A 17,252-nucleotide genomic window follows, 5' to 3' on the forward strand; every position below is an offset into this window, starting at 1 on the left:
AATGAGCAGCGAATTGGCCAAGCGTTCCTTGGTCGAACTTGCGGTCGAACGCATGCGTGAGCGCATCCTGCACGGCGATTGGCAAGTCGGGCAGCGCCTGCCAACCGAGCCAGTACTGGCGCTGGAGTTGGGCATCAGCCGCAATACCGTGCGTGAAGCCATGCGCGTGCTGGCATTCAGCGGCCTGGTGGAGATCCGCCAGGGTGACGGCAGCTACCTGCGCACCTGCCAGGACCCACTGCAGGCTGTGCAAGCCATGGCGCGCTGCACCCTGGAGCAGGCCCGCGAGACACGGCACATCCTCGAATCCGAGGCGATCGGCCTGGCGGCGTTGCGCCGTACCGACGAGGACCTGCAAGGCCTGCGTGCAGCACTGACGGGCAGTGCCGAGCACTTTCACGGTGATGTCGATGCCTATGTCAGCTGCGACCTGGTATTTCACCAGCGCTTGATCGACGCCGCGCACAACCCGGCACTGAGTGAGCTGTATCGCTACTTTTCCGGCGTCGTCGCCGCAGCGCTGCAACACAACATGGCGACTGTCCCGCGCAGCCAGGCGACCTTCGACCTGCACGGGCAGATCCTCGACGCCATCGAACAACGCGATCCGCAACGGGCCAAGGCCCTGAGCCGGACCCTCATCGAATCCTGAAGACGAGAAAGCCATGGCTGAACCAATGACCCGAGACGCGCCTGCCCGCGAGCGCGAATTGGAAGAACTGCTGATCGATGCCGAGGCCGACGATGCCCAGGTGCAGCAACAGCCACCGGCCCTGCAGCGGCCCTGGCTGTTGCTGCTGGGCCTGGTGCTGGTGGCATTGAACCTGCGCCCGGCGTTGTCGAGCATGGCGCCGGTGCTCGGGCAGGTCTCTGCGGGGCTGGGCCTGAATGCCTCCGAAGCGGGTCTGCTGACCACCTTGCCGGTGCTCTGCCTGGGGCTGTTCGCACCGCTGGCCCCGCTCCTGGCGCGCCGATTCGGCAGCGAGCGGGTGATCCTGGGCATCCTGCTCACGCTGGCGCTGGGGATCGTGGTGCGCAGCGCCCTGGGGGCTGTCGGCGTATTCCTCGGCAGCGTCATGGCTGGGGCCAGCATCGGCATCATCGGCGTACTGCTGCCCGGTATCGTCAAGCGTGACTTCCCGCAGCATGCGGGCACCCTGACTGGCGTCTACACCATGGCCCTGTGCCTGGGGGCGGCTATGGCGGCGGGGGCTACCGTGCCGTTGGCCCAGCATTTCGATGACAACTGGGCCTTTGGCCTGGGCTTCTGGATGCTACCGGCGCTTTTGGCCGTGCTCATCTGGTTACCGCAAGCGCGTCAGGGCCATGGTCTGCACAAGGCAGCCTACCGGGTGCGCGGTTTGTGGCGCGACCCGCTGGCATGGCAGGTCACGTTGTACATGGGGCTGCAGTCGTCGCTGGCCTACATCGTCTTTGGCTGGTTGCCATCGATCCTCATTGGCCGTGGCCTGAGCCCGACTGAGGCTGGGCTGGTGCTGTCCGGCTCGGTGATTGTGCAGTTGATCAGTTCGCTGGGCGCGCCCTGGCTGGCGACCCGCGGGAAGGACCAACGGCTGGCCATCGTAATCGTGATGCTGGTTACGTTGACGGGGCTGTTCGGATGTCTGTATGCCCCGATCGGCGGGCTGTGGGGCTGGGCGGTGCTGCTGGGGCTGGGGCAGGGCGGTACCTTTGCCTTGGCGTTGACGCTGATCGTGCTGCGTTCGAAGGATGCCCATGTGGCGGCGAACCTGTCGAGCATGGCCCAGGGGGTGGGTTATACCCTGGCGTCCATGGGGCCGTTCGCGGTTGGCCTGGTGCATGACCTGACCGGTGGATGGGCAGCAGTGGGGTGGATTTTTGCAGTGCTGGGTGTAGGGGCCATCGTGTTCGGGCTTGGCGCCGGGCGGGCGCTGCATGTGCAGGTGACTAGCGAAAAACTCTGATATGGAGGCCGGCGCTGGCGAAAGCATTGTTGGCAGATTATCGTGCAGACTTCGACTCCCAGGACGGATCTGCTTCTCATGACTGACGCCAACCGTGACCTGATCACCCGCTTCTACCAGGCCTTCCAGCGCCTGGACGCCGAGGCCATGGTGGCCTGCTACAGCGACGACATCGTTTTCAGCGACCCGGTATTCGGCACCCTGCGCGGTCGTGATGCCGGTGACATGTGGCGCATGCTCACGGCGCGCGCCAAGGACTTCACCCTGACTTTCGACCAGGTCCGTGCCGACCCACGCAGCGGCTGCGCGCACTGGGTTGCAACTTACCTGTTCAGCCAGACCGGCCGCACCGTGGTCAACGATATCCAGGCGCGCTTCGTCATTCGCGATGGGCTGATCTGCCAGCATGACGACAGCTTCGATCTGTGGCGCTGGTCGCGTCAGGCGCTGGGAACTCCAGGGTTGCTGCTGGGTTGGTCGCCGATGTTGCAGAACAAGGTGCGCCAGCAGGCTTTCAAAGGGCTGCGGGCGTTCCAGCAAGCGCATTGAGCGGTTAAGCTGTCTGCCATGAGCATCGTCAACGAAGTCGACTTAACCCCGCTGTGCAAACCGTGGTACGTGTACCTGGTGCGGGCTGCCAATGGCTCGCTGTACTGCGGTGTCAGCGATGACCCGCAGCGGCGTTTCGCTGCGCACCAGAAAGGGCAGGGCGCCCGCTATTTCAAGACCAGCCCGGCGCAGGCGCTGGTCTATGTCGAACAGTGGCCGGACAAGGGGGAGGCGCTGCGCCAGGAGCGTCTGGTGAAGAAGTTGCGCAAGTCGGCCAAGGAGGCGCTAGTGGCCTCCTATGTGGCCGTCTGATCAGTCCTTGCGGCGCTTGAGCTGATCCACCAGTGTGGTCGGCAGGCCTTTGATGATCAGGGTGCCGGCGGCCTCGTCATATTCCACCTTGTCACCCAGCAGGTGCGCTTCGAAGCTGATCGACAACCCTTCGGCACGCCCGGTGAAGCGGCGGAACTGGTTCAGGGTGCGTTTGTCTGCGGGGATTTCCGGCGACAGGCCGTAGTCCTTGTTGCGGATGTGATCGTAGAACGCCTTCGGGCGGTCCTCGTCGATCAGGCTCGACAGTTCTTCCAGGGTCACTGGCTCACCCAGCTTGGTCTGGGTGGTGGCATACTCGACCAGGGTCTGGGTCTTCTCGCGGGCGGACTCTTCCGGCAGGTCCTCGCTTTCGACGAAGTCGCTGAAGGCCTTGAGCAGAGTGCGCGTCTCGCCTGGGCCATCGACGCCTTCCTGGCAGCCGATGAAGTCGCGGAAGTAGTCCGAGACCTTCTTGCCGTTCTTGCCCTTGATGAACGAGATGTACTGCTTGGAATTCTGGTTGTTCTTCCACTCGGACAGGTTGATGCGCGCCGCCAGATGCAGCTGGCCGAGGTCGAGGTGGCGCGACGGTGTCACGTCCAGTTCGGCGTTCACCGCCACGCCTTCGCTGTGGTGCAGCAGGGCGATGGCCAGGTAGTCGGTCATGCCTTGCTGATAATGGGCGAACAGGATGTGGCCACCGGTGGAGAGGTTCGACTCTTCCATCAGCTTTTGCAGGTGCTCGACTGCCACCCGGCTGAACGCGGCGAAGTCTTTCTCGTCTTCCAGGTACTGCTTCAGCCAGCCGCTCAGCGGATAGGCGCCGGACTCGCCGTGGAAGAAGCCCCAGGCCTTGCCTTGCTTGGCGTTGTAGCTGTCGTTGAGGTCGGCCAGGAGGTTTTCGATGGCGTCCGATGCGCTCAGCTCGGTATCCCGCGCATGGAGCACGGCGGGGCTGCCATCGGGCTTCTTGTCGATCAGGTGAACGATGCAATGTCGGATTGGCATGGAATTCTCGGTGAGTCTGGGGCGGCCATGGGCCGCGCTGCAAAAGTCGTCCAGTTTACCCCAAGCAACAGGCGCTGCAGTGGCCGGATGTTGGCAGAAATGCCGGTTGTTCGTTTTTTGTTCAGATTTGTAGGTTTTCGGCTGAAACCCCCGAAAAACCTGCACTAAATCGAAGCGGGTAGCGGATATTTATCCATTCCTGTGGTAGCTTTGCGCGGTCTTGCGCCCCTCGTGTGGCGCATTGCTGGCAGTGTGCTCATACCGTGTCGAACCAAACGCCGATTTACGCATCTACATGCGCGATTGGCGCGGCCCTCCAGAACTCAGGGGCTGGCCCGATAACGTCGTAGAACGCTGCATAACCACTGATTTAGATAGGGAAGGAACACCACCATGGCATTGACCAAAGACCAACTGATTGCCGACATCGCTGAAGCCATCGATGCGCCAAAAACCACCGCTCGCAACGCACTGGAGCAACTGGGCCAGATCGTTGCCGACCAACTGGAAAACGGCGCTGAAATCACCCTGCCAGGCATCGGCAAGCTGAAAGTCTCCGAGCGTCCTGCCCGTACCGGCCGCAACCCTTCGACTGGCGCTGCCATCGAAATCGCTGCCAAGAAAGTCGTCAAGTTCGTTCCGGCCAAAGCCCTGAACGATTCCATCAACAAGTAATTGTTGATGCGTTGACCCTAACCGCGCCCGGCTTGCCCGGGCGCGGTTTTTTCATGCCTGCGATTTGCGCCCGGCGTGCCAGGCCTGGCGTGCGATGTCATCGTGGAAGCTCCAGGCGACCATGCGGCTCTGCTTCTGGCCCTGGCCCATCTCGGCGATGCGCACCGCCTTGGCACCGGCTTTCTTCAGTGCCGCCTCGATGCCAGGCAGGTTGCTGGCCTTGGACACCAGGCTGGTGAACCACAGCACCTGCTGTGCGTATTGCGCGCTTTCGTCGACCAGTTGGGTGACGAAGCGGATCTCGCCGCCCTCGCACCACAGTTCGTTGTTCTGCCCGCCGAAGTTGAGCACTGGCAGTTTGCGCTTGGGGTCTTGCTTGCCGAGGTTTTTCCACTTGCGCTGGCTGCCACGGGTGGCTTCCTCGCGCGAGGCATGGAAGGGTGGGTTGCACAGGGTCAGGTCGAAACGCTCATCCGCGTGCAACAGGCCGCTGAGGATGTGCTTGAGGCTGGCTTGCTGGCGCAGGCTGATGCCCTTGCTCAAACCGTTGGCCTGGACGATGGCCTTGGCCGATGCCAATGCCACCGGGTCGATGTCCGAGCCGAGGAAGCGCCAACGGTAATCGCTATGGCCGAGCAGTGGGTAGATGCAGTTTGCGCCTACGCCGATATCCAGCGCACGCACCTGGGCGCCTCTGGGCACCTCGCCGGCATTGTCCTCGGCCAGCAGGTCGGCGGCCACGTGGATGTAGTCGGCGCGGCCGGGGATTGGCGGGCACAGGTAGTCGGCCGGGATGTCCCAGTGCTGGATGCCGTATTGCGCCTTGAGCAGGGCACGGTTGAACACGCGCACGGCTTGCGGGTTGGCGAAGTCGATGCTGGGTTTGCCGTGGGGGTTGGTGATGGTGAAGCGGGCCAGGTCAGGGTGGGCCTTGATCAGGCTGGGGAAGTCGTAGCGGCCCTGGTGGCGGTTGCGCGGGTGCAGGGTGGGTTTGTCAGTCATGGTGGGGTCCTGAAAAAGCATCGCCGGCAAGCCGGCTCCCACAGGATAGTGCAGCACCTGTGGGAGCCGGCATGCCGGCGATGGGCTGCAATGCAGCCCGCTATGGCTTCACTTTAAGTTACAGCGCTGCAATCCGCGCGTGCTGCTCGGTGAAGTTGGCCAGGGCCTGTTCGGACTCGGCCAGCTTGGCGCGTTCCTTCTCGATTACGGCAGGCGGCGCCTTGTCGACGAAGGCGGCGTTGGACAACTTGCCACCCACGCGCTGGACTTCACCCTGCAGACGCTGGATTTCCTTGCTCAGGCGCGCCAGTTCAGCGTCCTTGTCGATCAGGCCAGCCATCGGCACCAGCACCTGCAGGTCGCCAACCAGAGCGGTGGCCGACAGCGGTGCTTCGTCGGCATCGCCGAGCACGGTGAACGATTCGACCTTGGCCAGCTTCTTCAGCAGGGCTTCGTTTTCCTGCAGGCGACGCTGGTCGTCGGCATTGGCGTTCTTGAGGAACAGCGGCAGTGGCTTGCCCGGGCCGATGTTCATCTCGGCGCGGATGTTGCGCAGGCCGACCATCAGCTCCTTGAGCCACTCGATATCACCTTCGGCGGCGGCATCGATGCGGCTTTCATTGGCCACTGGCCATGGCTGCAGCATGATGGTCTTGCCTTCGATACCGGCCAGCGGCGCGATGCGCTGCCAGATTTCTTCGGTGATGAACGGCATGAACGGGTGCGCCAGGCGCAGCGCCACTTCCAGTACGCGGACCAGGGTGCGACGGGTGCCACGGGCGCGCTCGACCGGGGCGTTCTCGTCCCACAGCACAGGCTTGGACAGCTCCAGATACCAGTCGCAGTACTGGTTCCAGATGAACTCGTACAGCGCCTGGCTGGCCAGGTCGAAGCGGAACTGCTCCAGCTGGCGGGTCACTTCGGCTTCGGTGCGCTGCAGCTGCGAGATGATCCAGCGGTCCGCCAGCGACAGTTCGCAGGCTTCGCCGTTCTGGCCGCAGTCCTCACCCTTGTCCAGCACGTAGCGGGCGGCGTTCCAGATCTTGTTGCAGAAGTTGCGGTAGCCTTCGACGCGGCCCATGTCGAACTTGATGTCGCGGCCGGTGGAAGCAAGCGAGCAGAAGGTGAAGCGCAGGGCGTCGGTGCCGTAGCTGGCGATACCTTCCGGGAACTCGGCCTTGGTCTGCTTGGCGATCTTCTCGGCAAGCTTGGGCTGCATCATGCCGCTGGTGCGTTTTTCCAGCAGGGCATCGAGGGTGATGCCGTCGACGATGTCCAGCGGGTCGAGCACGTTGCCCTTGGACTTGGACATCTTCTGGCCCTGGCCATCGCGCACCAGGCCGTGCACGTACACGGTCTTGAACGGTACCTGCGGGGTGCCGTCCTCGTTCTTGATCAGGTGCATGGTCAGCATGATCATGCGCGCAACCCAGAAGAAGATGATGTCGAAGCCAGTCACCAGTACGTCGGTGGAGTGGAACTTCTTCAGGAACTCGGTCTGTTCCGGCCAGCCCAGGGTAGAGAAGGTCCACAGGCCCGAGCTGAACCAGGTGTCGAGGACGTCGTCGTCCTGGCGCAGGTTCACATCGCTGCCGAGGTTGTGCTTGGCACGCACTTCTTCTTCATTGCGGCCGACATAGACCTGGCCGGCCTCATCGTACCAGGCCGGAATGCGGTGCCCCCACCACAGCTGGCGGCTGATGCACCAGTCCTGGATATCGCGCATCCAGGAGAAGTACATGTTCTCGTACTGCTTGGGCACGAACTGGATGCGGCCGTCTTCCACGGCTTCGATGGCAGGTTCTGCCAGTGGCTTGGTGGAGACGTACCACTGGTCGGTCAGCCAGGGCTCGATGACGGTGCCCGAACGGTCGCCTTTCGGCACCTTCAAAGCGTGGTCGTCGATGCTTACCAGCAGGCCCTGGGCGTCCAGGTCGGCAACGATCTGCTTGCGCGCGACGAAACGGTCGAGGCCGGCGTACTGGGCAGGCAGGCTGGTGTCGATCTGCTCGTTGAGGCTGCCATCGAGGTTGAAGGCCTGGGCGGCGGACAACACCAGGGCGTTCTTGTCGAAGATGTTCAGCAGCGGCAGGTTGTGGCGCTTGCCGACTTCGTAGTCGTTGAAGTCGTGGGCCGGGGTGATCTTCACGCAGCCAGTGCCGAATTCCGGGTCGCAGTAGTCGTCGGCGATGATCGGGATGCGGCGGCCGACCAGCGGCAGTTCGACGAACTTGCCGATCAGTGCCTGGTAGCGCTCGTCGGTCGGGTTGACGGCAACGGCGGCGTCACCGAGCAGGGTTTCCGGACGGGTGGTGGCGACCACCAGGTAGTCCTTGCCTTCGGCGGTCTTGGCGCCGTCGGCCAGCGGGTAGCGCAGGTTCCACAGGTGGCCCTTCTCGTCGTGGTTTTCCACTTCGAGGTCGGAAATGGCCGTGTGCAGCTTGGTGTCCCAGTTGACCAGGCGCTTGCCGCGGTAGATGAGGCCGTCCTCGTGCAGGCGCACGAAGGCTTCCTTGACCGCCTCAGACAGGCCTTCGTCCATGGTGAAGCGTTCGCGGCTCCAGTCGACCGACGAGCCCAGGCGGCGGATCTGGCGGCTGATGTTGCCACCCGATTGATCCTTCCATTCCCAGACTTTCTCCAGGAACTTCTCACGGCCCAGGTCGTGACGGTTCTGGCCCTTGGCCTCGAGCTGGCGCTCGACCAGCATCTGCGTGGCGATACCGGCGTGGTCGGTACCGGGCTGCCACAGGGTGTCGCGGCCTTGCATGCGGCGGAAACGGATCAGGGCGTCCATGATCGCGTTGTTGAAGCCGTGGCCCATGTGCAGGCTGCCCGTCACGTTCGGTGGCGGGATCATGATGGTGTAGGACTCACCTGCACCTTGTGGAGCGAAATAGTTTTCGGACTCCCAGGTGTTGTACCAGGAAGTTTCGATGGCGTGCGGCTGGTAGGTCTTATCCATGCGCGGCGGGACCCTGTGCATTTATTCGGGAAAGCCGAGAAGTATAACCAAGCTGGGGGCCGCAGGCGACAAGCTGCTGCTATCTGGCAAGGCAGGATTGGCCTCTTCGCGGGGAAACCCGCTCCCAACAGGTGCACGCCAACCCGCAAGAGCTGCGGTGCACTTGGGGAGCGGGTTTACCCGCGAAGCAGGCGGCGCCGATCTACCGGGTTACTCGGAACGCTTGATGAGACGTTCGATCCGCGCATCCAGGCGGCGCTTGATCTCGTTCTCGATGTGCGGGGTGAAGTCGTTGATCACGTCCTGCATGATCATCTGCGCCGCGGCGCGCAACTCGCTCTCCAGGTGCAGCAGGGTGTCCTGGCGGCGGGTCTGCGGATCATCCTCGGGTTCAGCTGCTGCTGCGGGCTCAGCTTCAGGGGCTGGCGCCGCGTTACCTGCAGGTACATCGAGCAACAGGGGAATCTGCTCGACCGTTTCGGTCAGCAGCGGCGGCTGCAGGTCGGCATCGCCGAGCAGCTGGCGAATCGACTCCAGATCATCCAGCAGATGGGCGGAATCGGGTAGGGCGGAAGGCTTGTCCATCGTCGTCAAAGTCGCTGTAAGCGGTGGTCTTGCAGAGCATAGCCCTGTTCGCGGTAGAAACGGAACCGCTCGCGGGCCGATTGGCGAATGCCGGGCTCCTCGACAACGATCTCGGCAACCCGCTCGAACTGGCCGACAAACCCCGGTACACCGGCGCCCAGGTTGATCAGCAGGTCACGGTGTTCGCCGGCATCGTCGGCGAGGCCCAAGGCTACCCTGGCATCTGCGTGCACTTCGGCCAGGTCGTGGGGCACGAAGGCTTCTCCCTTGAAGCGCCACAGGCGTTGATCCAGTTCGGCACGCTGTTCGGCGTCCTGGCAATGCAGGTAGACCCGGTGGCCGAGGCGCCAGGCCTTCTCGCACAGCTTGCAGGCGAAGTCCAGCCGCGCCGACAGCGAGTCGGTGGGCAGGATATAGAAATCGACTTTGCTCATGGTGTGGTCTGCCAGCCGATGGCGCCAGGGGCGCCATCGGCCTCACGGCATCAGGCGCCAGCGCGGTCCAGCAGGTACTGGGTCAGCAGCGGGACCGGGCGACCGGTAGCGCCCTTGTCCTTGCCGCCACTGATCCAGGCCGTGCCGGCGATGTCCATGTGCGCCCAGTTGTAGGCCTTGGCGAAGCGCGACAGGAAGCAGCCAGCGGTGATGGTGCCGGCTTTCGGCCCACCGATGTTACCCATGTCGGCGAACGGGCTGTCGAGTTGTTCCTGATACTCGTCGAACAGCGGCAGCTGCCAGGCACGGTCGTCGGCACGCTTGCCGGCATCGAGCAGGTGGCCAACCAGCTCGTCGTTGTTGCCCATCAGGCCCGAGGTGTGGCTGCCCAGAGCGACGATGCAGGCGCCGGTCAGGGTGGCGATGTCGATCACCGCCTGCGGCTTGAAGCGCTCGGCGTAGGTCAGGGTGTCGCACAGCACCAGGCGGCCTTCGGCGTCGGTGTTGAGGATTTCGACGGTCTGGCCGCTCATTGTGGTGACGATGTCGCCCGGGCGGGTGGCACCGCCGCTCGGCATGTTTTCGGCGCAGGCCAGCAGGCACACCAGGTTGATTGGCAGCTGCAGTTCGAGGACCGCGCGCAGGGTGCCGAACACGCTGGCGGCGCCACACATGTCGTATTTCATTTCATCCATGCCGGCGCCTGGCTTGAGGCTGATGCCGCCGGTATCGAAGGTGATGCCCTTGCCCACCAGTACGAACGGCTTGTCGGACTTCTTGCCACCCTGGTAGTTGAGGACGATCAGGCGTGGCGGCTGGTCGCTGCCCTGGCCCACGGCGTAGAACGCGCCCATGCCCAGGTCCTTGATCTTCTTCTCGTCCAGCACTTCGACCTTCAGGCCCTTGTGGGCCTTGCCCAGTTCCTTGGCCTGCTCGGCCAGGAAGCTCGGGTGGCACAGGTTGGGCGGCAGGTTGCCCAGGTCACGGGTGAAGGCCATGCCGGTGGCGATGGCGCTGGCATGCTTGATGGCGCGCTCGACCTCGGCCAGGCCGGCCTTGTCGGCCAGCAGGGTAACCTTCTTCAGGGCGCGCGGTTCGGCCTTCTGGCTCTTGAAACGGTCGAACACGTATTCACCGTCGAGCAGCGTCTCGGTCAGCAGGCGGTATTTGCCGTAGTGGGCGTCGCGGTTGCTGACCGTGATGTCGTCCAGGGCCAGCACGGCATCGCCGCCGTTCAGGCCCTTGAGTACACCAGCCACGCTGGCCACCAGCTTGCGCCAGGCGCGGTCACCGAGGGCTTCGTCCTTGCCGCTGCCGACCAGCAGCACGCGCTCGGCCTTCAGGCCAGGCACGCTCTGCAGCAACAGGGTCTGGCCAGGCTTGCCGGCCAGGTCGCCACGCTTGAGCACCGCGCTGATGGCGCCTTCGCAGGCGTCGTCGACGGCCTTGGCAACGGTACCGAGCTTGCGCCCTTCACCGACCGGCACGACCAGAGTGGCGGTTTTTACGGATGCAGCGGCTACGCTTTTTACAACCAGTTCCATGTCAGGGTCCCCGAATGATCTATGCAGTTGGCGCTATGCGATTTCGCGCTCTGGACGGGCCTGGCCGCGTTGTCGCGTGCCAGTGGAAAAGCTGCCAGTTTGAGCCTCCCGCAAGCGTGCTGACAAGCCCGATGTGGGCCTTCATGCGCGGCCAAGTGACAGGCGCGGCCAATCACAGGATAATGCGCGCACTTCATATGGAGGTTCGCCGTTGGCGAACCGGCTTTGGTCCTGGCTGTCACAGGCCAATGTTTGGCAGTCCGCCCCTGACAACCCAGGAGTGTCTGGTTTGATCGTCTTTCGTTATTTGTCCCGCGAGGTCCTGGTGACCTTGAGCGCCGTCAGTGCCGTGCTGCTGGTGATCATCATGAGCGGGCGCTTCATCAAGTACCTGGCCCAGGCGGCCCAGGGCATTCTCGACCCTGGCGTGCTGTTCCTGATCATGGGCTTCCGCATGCCAGGTTTCCTGCAGCTGATTCTGCCGCTGGGCCTGTTCCTCGGCATTCTCCTGGCCTACGGCCGGCTGTACCTGGAAAGCGAAATGACCGTCCTGTCGGCGACCGGCATGAGCCAGCAGCGTCTGCTGGCCCTGACCATGGCGCCGGCGGCCCTGGTCGCCCTGCTGGTGGCCTGGCTGAGCCTGAGCCTGTCTCCGCTGGGCGTTGCGCAGGTGCAGAAGATCGTTGCCCAGCAGGATGCCATGACCGAGTTCGACACCCTGGTGCCGGGCCGTTTCCAGACCCTGCGCGACGGTTCACGGGTCACTTACACCGAACAGCTGTCGGACGATCGCGTCAAACTTGGCGGGGTGTTCATTTCCGAGAAGCGCTTCAACCAGGACAAGACCAAGGATCGTGCGCCTTCGGTGCTGGTTGCCGAAAGAGGCCATCAGGAAATCCAGGCCGATGGCAATCGCTACCTGGTGCTGGAGAACGGCTACCGCTACGACGGTAATCCTGGCCAGGCCGACTACCGTGCCATCAAGTACGACACCTATGGTGTCTTGCTGCCCAAGCCTGAAGTCGCCGAAGACGTGACCGATCGCGAAGCCATCCCGACCCTTGAGCTGTTCGGCAAGACCGACCTGCGCGAGCGTGCCGAGCTGCAATGGCGCCTGTCGCTGCCGATTCTGGTGTTCATCGTGACCCTGATGGCGGTGCCGCTGGCCAGGGTCAACCCGCGCCAAGGCCGCTTCCTCAAGCTGCTGCCGGCGATTCTTCTGTACATGGCTTACCTGACAATGCTGATTTCCGTACGCGGCGCTCTGGAGAAGGGCAAATTGCCGATCAGCCTGGGCATCTGGTGGGTGCATGGCCTGTTCCTGCTGATCGGCCTGACCTTGATGTATTGGGAACCGCTGCGCCTGAAAATGGCTGCTCGTCGTGCGGAGGTGGCCCATGGGTAAGCTCGACCGCTACATCGGCATGAGCGTGTTGCTGGCCATCCTGGCCGTGCTGGGGATCATCCTCGGCCTGGCCTCGCTGTTCGCCTTCATCGACGAGATGGGTGAACTGAGCGATACCTACACCTTGCTGGACGCGGGCAATTTCGTCCTGCTGACGGCACCTCGGCGCCTGTACGAAATGCTGCCGATGGCGGCACTGATTGGTTGCCTGATCGGCCTCGGCAGCCTGGCCAGCAACAGCGAACTGACTATCATGCGCGCCGCTGGGGTCTCCATCGGTCGCATCGTCTGGGCGGTGATGAAGCCGATGCTGGTGCTGATGCTGGTCGGCCTGCTGATTGGTGAATACGTCGCCCCGGTCACCGAGAACAAGGCCCAGGCCGACCGTTCCCTGGCTCAGGGAGGTGGTGAAGCGCAGAGCTCGAGGCATGGCATGTGGCACCGCCAGGGCGAGGAGTTCGTGCACATCAACTCGGTGCAGCCCAATGGCTTGCTGCTGGGCGTGACGCGCTACCGCTTCGACAACGAACGCAAGATCCAGACCTCGAGCTTTGCCCGTCGTGCCGAGTACAACGACGACCACTGGACGCTCAGCGATATCAGCACCACCTACTTCCACGGTGACCGCACCGAAGTGGTGAAGGCACCGACGGAGCTCTGGGACGTTTCGCTGACGCCGCAACTGCTCAATACCGTGATCATGGCCCCCGAGTCGCTGTCGATCACTGGGCTTTGGGACTACATCCACTACCTGTCCGACCAGGGCCTGAACAACGCCCGCTACTGGCTGGCGTTCTGGACCAAGGTGATGCAACCGATTGTGACCGCGGCACTGGTGTTGATGGCGATCTCCTTCATCTTCGGCCCGCTGCGTTCGGTTACCCTCGGCCAGCGCGTGTTCACCGGCGTACTGGTGGGCTTCGCGTTCCGCATCGGCCAGGACCTGCTGGGTCCGTCGAGCCAGGTGTTCGGCTTCCCGCCGTTGCTGGCAGTGGTGATTCCTGCAGGCATCTGTGCCTTGGCTGGGGTGTGGTTGTTGCGCCGGGCGGGTTGATGGCCTGAGCAGCTGAAAAAGCCGACCCAAGGGTCGGCTTTTTTGTGCCTACTTTTTCTGCTTCGGTACCCGCACTAGCTGGGTGTCCGAATAGATGTCATGCCAGCCGCGTTTGCGCTTGTCGATCAGCGACCAGAAGAACCCAAGCCCCAGGCAAAGCCAGGAGGCAATCGACACCACGAAGCGCAACAGTGCCTGCCACAGGCTGATAGCGCTGCCGTCGGCGTTCTGTACGCGCACGCCCCACACCTGCATGCCCAGGGTCTGGCCGCCATGGGTCCAGAACTTGGCAAAGAAGCCGAACAGGGCGAACAGCAGCACGGTCGAGAGCAGTGGGTCGCCATCCAGCGCGCCGGCCTCGGTCAGTTCACGCATGCGGGCTTCGCCGATGATGGTCATCTGGATCATCTTGTAGGCCCCGGCAGTGACGATCAGCAGTGCCGTGCACAGCAGGAAGTCATAGAACATCGCCGCCAGACGTCGGCCCAGGCCGACCGGTGGGAAATCACCCTGGGGGGAAAGCAGAGGCTTGGACATGCAGAACAGCTCCGAATGGCTAAGGCGCTATTCTACGGGCAAAAAAAAGCCCCTGCACATGGCAGGGGCTTTTTAGGAGTCGGGCTTGTGCTTAGACAGGCTGGACTTTGTCAGCCTGCATGCCTTTCTGGCCTTGGACTGCTTCGAAGGTGACCTTCTGGCCTTCTTTCAGGCTCTTGAAGCCGTTGCCTTCGATGGCACGGAAGTGCACGAACAGATCCGGACCGCTTTCTGGGGTGATGAAACCGTAACCTTTTTCGTCATTGAACCACTTGACGGTACCGTTCTGACGCTCAGCCATTGTCTTATTTCCTATGAAGCTTAAATTTTGATGACAGTTTCTTTCACGTTATATATGAGTGAAAGACTACTGGGCTGGGTTGCAGGAAAGTAAGAGACGTCGAACGGGTTGTAGCAAATCTCGGCTACTGGCCCAGGTCACGAACTGTTGCGACCCATGCAAACACAGTGCGTTGACTCTACGCCAACTCCCGAGAAAAAAACAAGCCCTTGGTCGTATGGAAAATTGGCCTTTTGCCGATAACCGACGGATTTGTCGGAAACGGCATGGCGCCTGGCCTGGCGCCATGTTCAAAAGTTATTGGGCAGGTTCGAAATCGAATATGTGGAGCCCGCCCGCAAACCTCAGGCCGTGCTTTCAACCCCGGTAGTAACGCTGTGCAACGAAAGGCATTTTACTGACTTTCAAGGCAACCTTCTTGCCGCGTACCAAGGCAAACAGAGCGGTGTCGAGTGCACTGTGTTCGATATCGACATAGCCCATCGCAACAGGGGCGCCGAGTGTCGGGCCGAAACCGCCGCTGCAGACTTTGCCCACAGTTTTATCGAACGCATCAACAATATCCGCACCTTCACGTACGGGCGTACGTTCTTGTGGCAACAAACCCACTCGTTTGCGGGCTACGCCTTGTTTCTGCTGAGCGAATACCGCCTCGGCACCCGGGAAGCCACCGGCACGGCCACCGTCGGCGCGGCGGACCTTGGACATTGCCCAGAGCAGGCTGGCTTCGATCGGCGTAGTGGTGGTGTTCATGTCGTGACCATACAGGCACAGGCCGGCTTCCAGGCGCAGCGAGTCGCGAGCACCCAGGCCGATAGGCTGCACCTCAGGCTCGGCCAGCAGACGACGCGCCAGGGTTTCGGCAGCGCCGACTGGCACCGAGATCTCGTAGCCATCTTCGCCGGTGTAGCCCGAACGGCTGACGAAGCAGTCTTCACCCAGCAGTTTCACCGGACGGAACTGCATGAAGGTCATGCCCGCCACTTCCGGCGCCAGGCGCCCCAGCACATTCACCGCCGCCGGGCCTTGCAGGGCAAGCAGGGCGCGTTGCTCGAACAGTGGTTCCACCTCGCATCGTGCGCCGATGTGTTTCTGCAGGTGCGCCAGATCCTGCTCCTTACAGGCGGCATTGACCACCAGGAACAGGGTGTCGTCACCGAGATTGGCTACCATCAGGTCGTCAAGGATGCCGCCCTGCTCGTTGGTGAACATGGCATAACGCTGCATCCCCACCGGCAGGTCGATGATGTCCACCGGCACCAGCGACTCCAGCGCCTTGGCTGCATCGGCGCCACGCAGGACGATCTGGCCCATGTGCGAGACGTCGAACAGGCCGGCTTGTTCGCGGGTATGCAGGTGTTCCTTGAGCACGCCCAGCGGGTACTGCACCGGCATGTCGAAGCCGGCGAACGGCACCATGCGCGCGCCCAGTTCCAGGTGCAGGGCGTGCAGCGGGGTCTTTTGCAGTGTTTCGGACATCGGTGACTCCTTGGTTTTTTTATTGGGTCAACATTCGATGATGTTGACGGCCAGACCGCCGCGGGCGGTCTCCTTGTATTTGCTTTTCATGTCGGCACCGGTCTGGCGCATGGTACGGATCACCTTGTCGAGCGACACGTAGTGCTGCCCGTCACCGCGCAGCGCCATGCGTACGGCATTGATAGCTTTCACCGAGCCCATGGCGTTGCGCTCGATGCAAGGCACCTGAACCAGGCCGCCTATCGGGTCGCAGGTCAGGCCGAGGTTGTGTTCCATGCCGATTTCAGCAGCGTTCTCCACTTGCGGCGGGGTACCACCCATCACTTCGCACAGGGCGCCTGCGGCCATCGAACAGGCCACGCCGACCTCGCCCTGGCAGCCGACTTCGGCTCCGGAAATCGAGGCGTTTTCCTTGTAAAGGATGCCGATCGCGGCAGCGGTGAGCAGAAAACGCACCACGCCGTCCTCGCTGGCGCCAGGGACGAAGCGCATGTAGTAGTGCAACACCGCAGGGACGATGCCCGCAGCGCCATTGGTCGGTGCGGTGACCACGCGCCCGCCGTAGGCGTTTTCCTCATTGACTGCCAAGGCGTAGAGGTTGACCCAGTCAAGTACCGACAGGGCATCGCGCAGGCTCGCTTCCGGGTGGCGGCTGAGTTGCCGGTACAACGCCGGAGCACGGCGCTTGACCTTGAGCCCGCCAGGCAGGATGCCCTCGTGGCGGCAGCCGGCCTCGACACAGTCCTGCATGACCTGCCAGATGCGCAGCAGCCCGGCGCGGGTTTCGGCTTCCGGGCGCCAGGCCCCTTCGTTGGCCAGCATCACCTGGCTGATCGACAGGTGCTGCGCGGTGCAGTGGCCGAGCAGCTCCTTGGCGGTCTTGAAAGGGTAGGTCAGCACGGTGCTGTCCTCGACGATGCGGTCCTGGCCGGCGGCATCTTCGTCAACCACGAAACCGCCGCCCACCGAGTAGTACTCACGACTGCGGATTTGCAAGCCGGCAGCGTCAAAGGCACGAAAGATCATGCCGTTGGGGTGATAGGCCAGGGGTTTGCGGATCATCGCCAGGTGCTGCTTCTCAACGAAGGCGATGGTCTGCTCACCCAGCAGGCTGAGCTGGCCGCTGGTGCGGATGGCCTGCAGGCGGGCGGGGATGGATTCAGTGTCGACGGTATCAGGGTGCTCGCCTTCCAGGCCGAGCAATACCGCCTTGTCGCTGCCGTGGCCCTTGCCGGTGGCGCCGAGCGAGCCATACAGCTCGGCCTTGACGCAAACGGTGCTGGCCAGCAGGCCATCGCGGCGCAGCCCTTCGGCGAAGCGTGCGGCGGCGCGCATCGGGCCAACCGTGTGGGAGCTGGAGGGGCCGATGCCGATCTTGAACAGGTCGAAGACGCTCAGTGACATGGTGACCTCCTGCCAGGTTCGTGGGGCGGACGATGAACCCTGTGGGAGCGGG

17 protein-coding genes are annotated in these 17,252 nt (G+C 62.9%); 7 read left to right on the forward strand and 10 right to left on the reverse strand.

Translation table 11 applies throughout. The annotated features are described in order from the left end of the window. Position 1: 1 nt before the first annotated feature. The 4 genes from ACOKS3_RS05145 (at position 2) to ACOKS3_RS05160 (ending at position 2,807) form a co-directional block, all read left to right on the forward strand. Complete coding sequence (locus ACOKS3_RS05145; protein ID WP_103445553.1) at positions 2-652, forward strand: FadR/GntR family transcriptional regulator; 651 nt, start codon at positions 2-4, stop codon at positions 650-652. A gap of 13 nt (positions 653-665) precedes the next feature. Further along, complete coding sequence (locus tag ACOKS3_RS05150; RefSeq protein ID WP_103445552.1) at positions 666-1,946, forward strand: CynX/NimT family MFS transporter; 1,281 nt, start codon at positions 666-668, stop codon at positions 1,944-1,946. 78 nt (positions 1,947-2,024) lie between these two features. Further along, the gene (locus ACOKS3_RS05155; protein ID WP_103445551.1) at positions 2,025-2,495 is read left to right on the forward strand and encodes a nuclear transport factor 2 family protein; all 471 of its coding nucleotides are present in this window, start codon (positions 2,025-2,027) and stop codon (positions 2,493-2,495) included. Positions 2,496-2,513: 18 nt separating this feature from the next. Beyond that, the gene (locus tag ACOKS3_RS05160; RefSeq protein ID WP_103445550.1) at positions 2,514-2,807 is read left to right on the forward strand and encodes a GIY-YIG nuclease family protein; all 294 of its coding nucleotides are present in this window, start codon (positions 2,514-2,516) and stop codon (positions 2,805-2,807) included. On the opposite strand, the gene yejK is transcribed toward ACOKS3_RS05160, so the two are convergent. After that, the gene (yejK, locus tag ACOKS3_RS05165) at positions 2,808-3,815 is read right to left on the reverse strand and encodes a nucleoid-associated protein YejK (RefSeq protein WP_103445549.1); all 1,008 of its coding nucleotides are present in this window, start codon (positions 3,813-3,815) and stop codon (positions 2,808-2,810) included. A 393-nt stretch (positions 3,816-4,208) separates the two neighbouring features. On the opposite strand from yejK, the gene ACOKS3_RS05170 reads away from it, so the two are divergent. Further along, positions 4,209-4,490 carry an HU family DNA-binding protein gene (locus ACOKS3_RS05170; RefSeq protein ID WP_103445548.1) on the forward strand — a complete coding sequence of 94 codons (282 nt, stop codon included), beginning with the start codon at positions 4,209-4,211 and terminating at the stop codon, positions 4,488-4,490. Between the two features lie 51 nt (positions 4,491-4,541). On the opposite strand, the gene rlmF is transcribed toward ACOKS3_RS05170, so the two are convergent. The 5 genes from rlmF to ACOKS3_RS05195 form a co-directional block, all read right to left on the reverse strand. Continuing rightward, positions 4,542-5,492 (reverse strand): 23S rRNA (adenine(1618)-N(6))-methyltransferase RlmF, encoded by a 951-nt coding sequence (gene rlmF / locus ACOKS3_RS05175; RefSeq protein WP_103445547.1) that lies wholly within the window; start codon positions 5,490-5,492, stop codon positions 4,542-4,544. Between the two features lie 118 nt (positions 5,493-5,610). Beyond that, on the reverse strand, positions 5,611-8,457 hold the full coding sequence (locus tag ACOKS3_RS05180) for a valine--tRNA ligase (RefSeq protein ID WP_103445546.1): 2,847 nt from the start codon (positions 8,455-8,457) through the stop codon (positions 5,611-5,613). 210 nt (positions 8,458-8,667) lie between these two features. Continuing rightward, positions 8,668-9,042: a DNA polymerase III subunit chi gene (locus tag ACOKS3_RS05185; RefSeq protein WP_103445545.1), complete on the reverse strand. Its 375-nt coding sequence runs from the start codon at positions 9,040-9,042 to the stop codon at positions 8,668-8,670. A gap of 5 nt (positions 9,043-9,047) precedes the next feature. Continuing rightward, on the reverse strand, positions 9,048-9,476 hold the full coding sequence (locus ACOKS3_RS05190; RefSeq protein ID WP_103445544.1) for a DNA polymerase III subunit chi: 429 nt from the start codon (positions 9,474-9,476) through the stop codon (positions 9,048-9,050). Positions 9,477-9,526: 50 nt separating this feature from the next. After that, entirely contained in the window at positions 9,527-11,020 is a 1,494-nt protein-coding gene (locus ACOKS3_RS05195) for a leucyl aminopeptidase (protein ID WP_103445543.1), read from the reverse strand. A 289-nt stretch (positions 11,021-11,309) separates the two neighbouring features. Here ACOKS3_RS05195 and lptF point away from each other — a divergent pair, with 289 nt between their 5' ends. Further along, positions 11,310-12,425, forward strand: coding sequence for an LPS export ABC transporter permease LptF (lptF, locus tag ACOKS3_RS05200; protein ID WP_103445541.1), 1,116 nt, complete (start codon positions 11,310-11,312; stop codon positions 12,423-12,425). Continuing rightward, a complete protein-coding gene (gene lptG, locus ACOKS3_RS05205) occupies positions 12,418-13,479 on the forward strand; it encodes an LPS export ABC transporter permease LptG (RefSeq protein WP_103445540.1) in 1,062 nt (353 codons plus the stop codon). Before lptF ends, lptG begins: the two co-directional genes overlap by 8 nt. 48 nt (positions 13,480-13,527) lie before the next feature. On the opposite strand, the gene ACOKS3_RS05210 is transcribed toward lptG, so the two are convergent. The 4 genes from ACOKS3_RS05210 to ACOKS3_RS05225 all read right to left on the reverse strand — a co-directional run bounded on the left by ACOKS3_RS05210 (position 13,528) and on the right by ACOKS3_RS05225 (position 17,200). After that, a complete protein-coding gene (locus ACOKS3_RS05210) occupies positions 13,528-14,016 on the reverse strand; it encodes an RDD family protein (protein WP_103445539.1) in 489 nt (162 codons plus the stop codon). Between the two features lie 91 nt (positions 14,017-14,107). Beyond that, positions 14,108-14,317: a cold-shock protein gene (locus tag ACOKS3_RS05215; protein ID WP_016392187.1), complete on the reverse strand. Its 210-nt coding sequence runs from the start codon at positions 14,315-14,317 to the stop codon at positions 14,108-14,110. A 357-nt stretch (positions 14,318-14,674) separates the two neighbouring features. Then, positions 14,675-15,796, reverse strand: coding sequence for a glycine cleavage system aminomethyltransferase GcvT (gcvT, locus tag ACOKS3_RS05220; protein WP_103445538.1), 1,122 nt, complete (start codon positions 15,794-15,796; stop codon positions 14,675-14,677). Positions 15,797-15,823: 27 nt separating this feature from the next. Then, on the reverse strand, positions 15,824-17,200 hold the full coding sequence (locus ACOKS3_RS05225) for an L-serine ammonia-lyase (RefSeq protein ID WP_103445537.1): 1,377 nt from the start codon (positions 17,198-17,200) through the stop codon (positions 15,824-15,826). Positions 17,201-17,252: the final 52 nt, after the last annotated feature.

Source organism: Pseudomonas sp. HS6-2 (assembly GCF_049325675.2).
Classification (GTDB): domain Bacteria; phylum Pseudomonadota; class Gammaproteobacteria; order Pseudomonadales; family Pseudomonadaceae; genus Aquipseudomonas; species Aquipseudomonas putida_N.

Excerpts from the sequence above, each read along its gene's own strand:
- ACOKS3_RS05210 (WP_103445539.1), bottom strand. The coding sequence starts at position 14,016 with ATGTCCAAGCCTCTGCTTTCCCCCCAGGGTGATTTCCCACCGGTCGGC.
- ACOKS3_RS05185 (WP_103445545.1), bottom strand. The coding sequence starts at position 9,042 with ATGGACAAGCCTTCCGCCCTACCCGATTCCGCCCATCTGCTGGATGAT.
- ACOKS3_RS05195 (WP_103445543.1), bottom strand. The coding sequence starts at position 11,020 with ATGGAACTGGTTGTAAAAAGCGTAGCCGCTGCATCCGTAAAAACCGCC.
- gcvT (WP_103445538.1), bottom strand. The coding sequence starts at position 15,796 with ATGTCCGAAACACTGCAAAAGACCCCGCTGCACGCCCTGCACCTGGAA.
- ACOKS3_RS05145 (WP_103445553.1), top strand. The coding sequence starts at position 2 with ATGAGCAGCGAATTGGCCAAGCGTTCCTTGGTCGAACTTGCGGTCGAA.
- rlmF (WP_103445547.1), bottom strand. The coding sequence starts at position 5,492 with ATGACTGACAAACCCACCCTGCACCCGCGCAACCGCCACCAGGGCCGC.
- ACOKS3_RS05155 (WP_103445551.1), top strand. The coding sequence starts at position 2,025 with ATGACTGACGCCAACCGTGACCTGATCACCCGCTTCTACCAGGCCTTC.
- ACOKS3_RS05160 (WP_103445550.1), top strand. The coding sequence starts at position 2,514 with ATGAGCATCGTCAACGAAGTCGACTTAACCCCGCTGTGCAAACCGTGG.
- ACOKS3_RS05225 (WP_103445537.1), bottom strand. The coding sequence starts at position 17,200 with ATGTCACTGAGCGTCTTCGACCTGTTCAAGATCGGCATCGGCCCCTCC.
- ACOKS3_RS05190 (WP_103445544.1), bottom strand. The coding sequence starts at position 9,476 with ATGAGCAAAGTCGATTTCTATATCCTGCCCACCGACTCGCTGTCGGCG.
- ACOKS3_RS05150 (WP_103445552.1), top strand. The coding sequence starts at position 666 with ATGGCTGAACCAATGACCCGAGACGCGCCTGCCCGCGAGCGCGAATTG.
- ACOKS3_RS05170 (WP_103445548.1), top strand. The coding sequence starts at position 4,209 with ATGGCATTGACCAAAGACCAACTGATTGCCGACATCGCTGAAGCCATC.
- ACOKS3_RS05180 (WP_103445546.1), bottom strand. The coding sequence starts at position 8,457 with ATGGATAAGACCTACCAGCCGCACGCCATCGAAACTTCCTGGTACAAC.
- lptG (WP_103445540.1), top strand. The coding sequence starts at position 12,418 with ATGGGTAAGCTCGACCGCTACATCGGCATGAGCGTGTTGCTGGCCATC.
- ACOKS3_RS05215 (WP_016392187.1), bottom strand. The coding sequence starts at position 14,317 with ATGGCTGAGCGTCAGAACGGTACCGTCAAGTGGTTCAATGACGAAAAA.
- yejK (WP_103445549.1), bottom strand. The coding sequence starts at position 3,815 with ATGCCAATCCGACATTGCATCGTTCACCTGATCGACAAGAAGCCCGAT.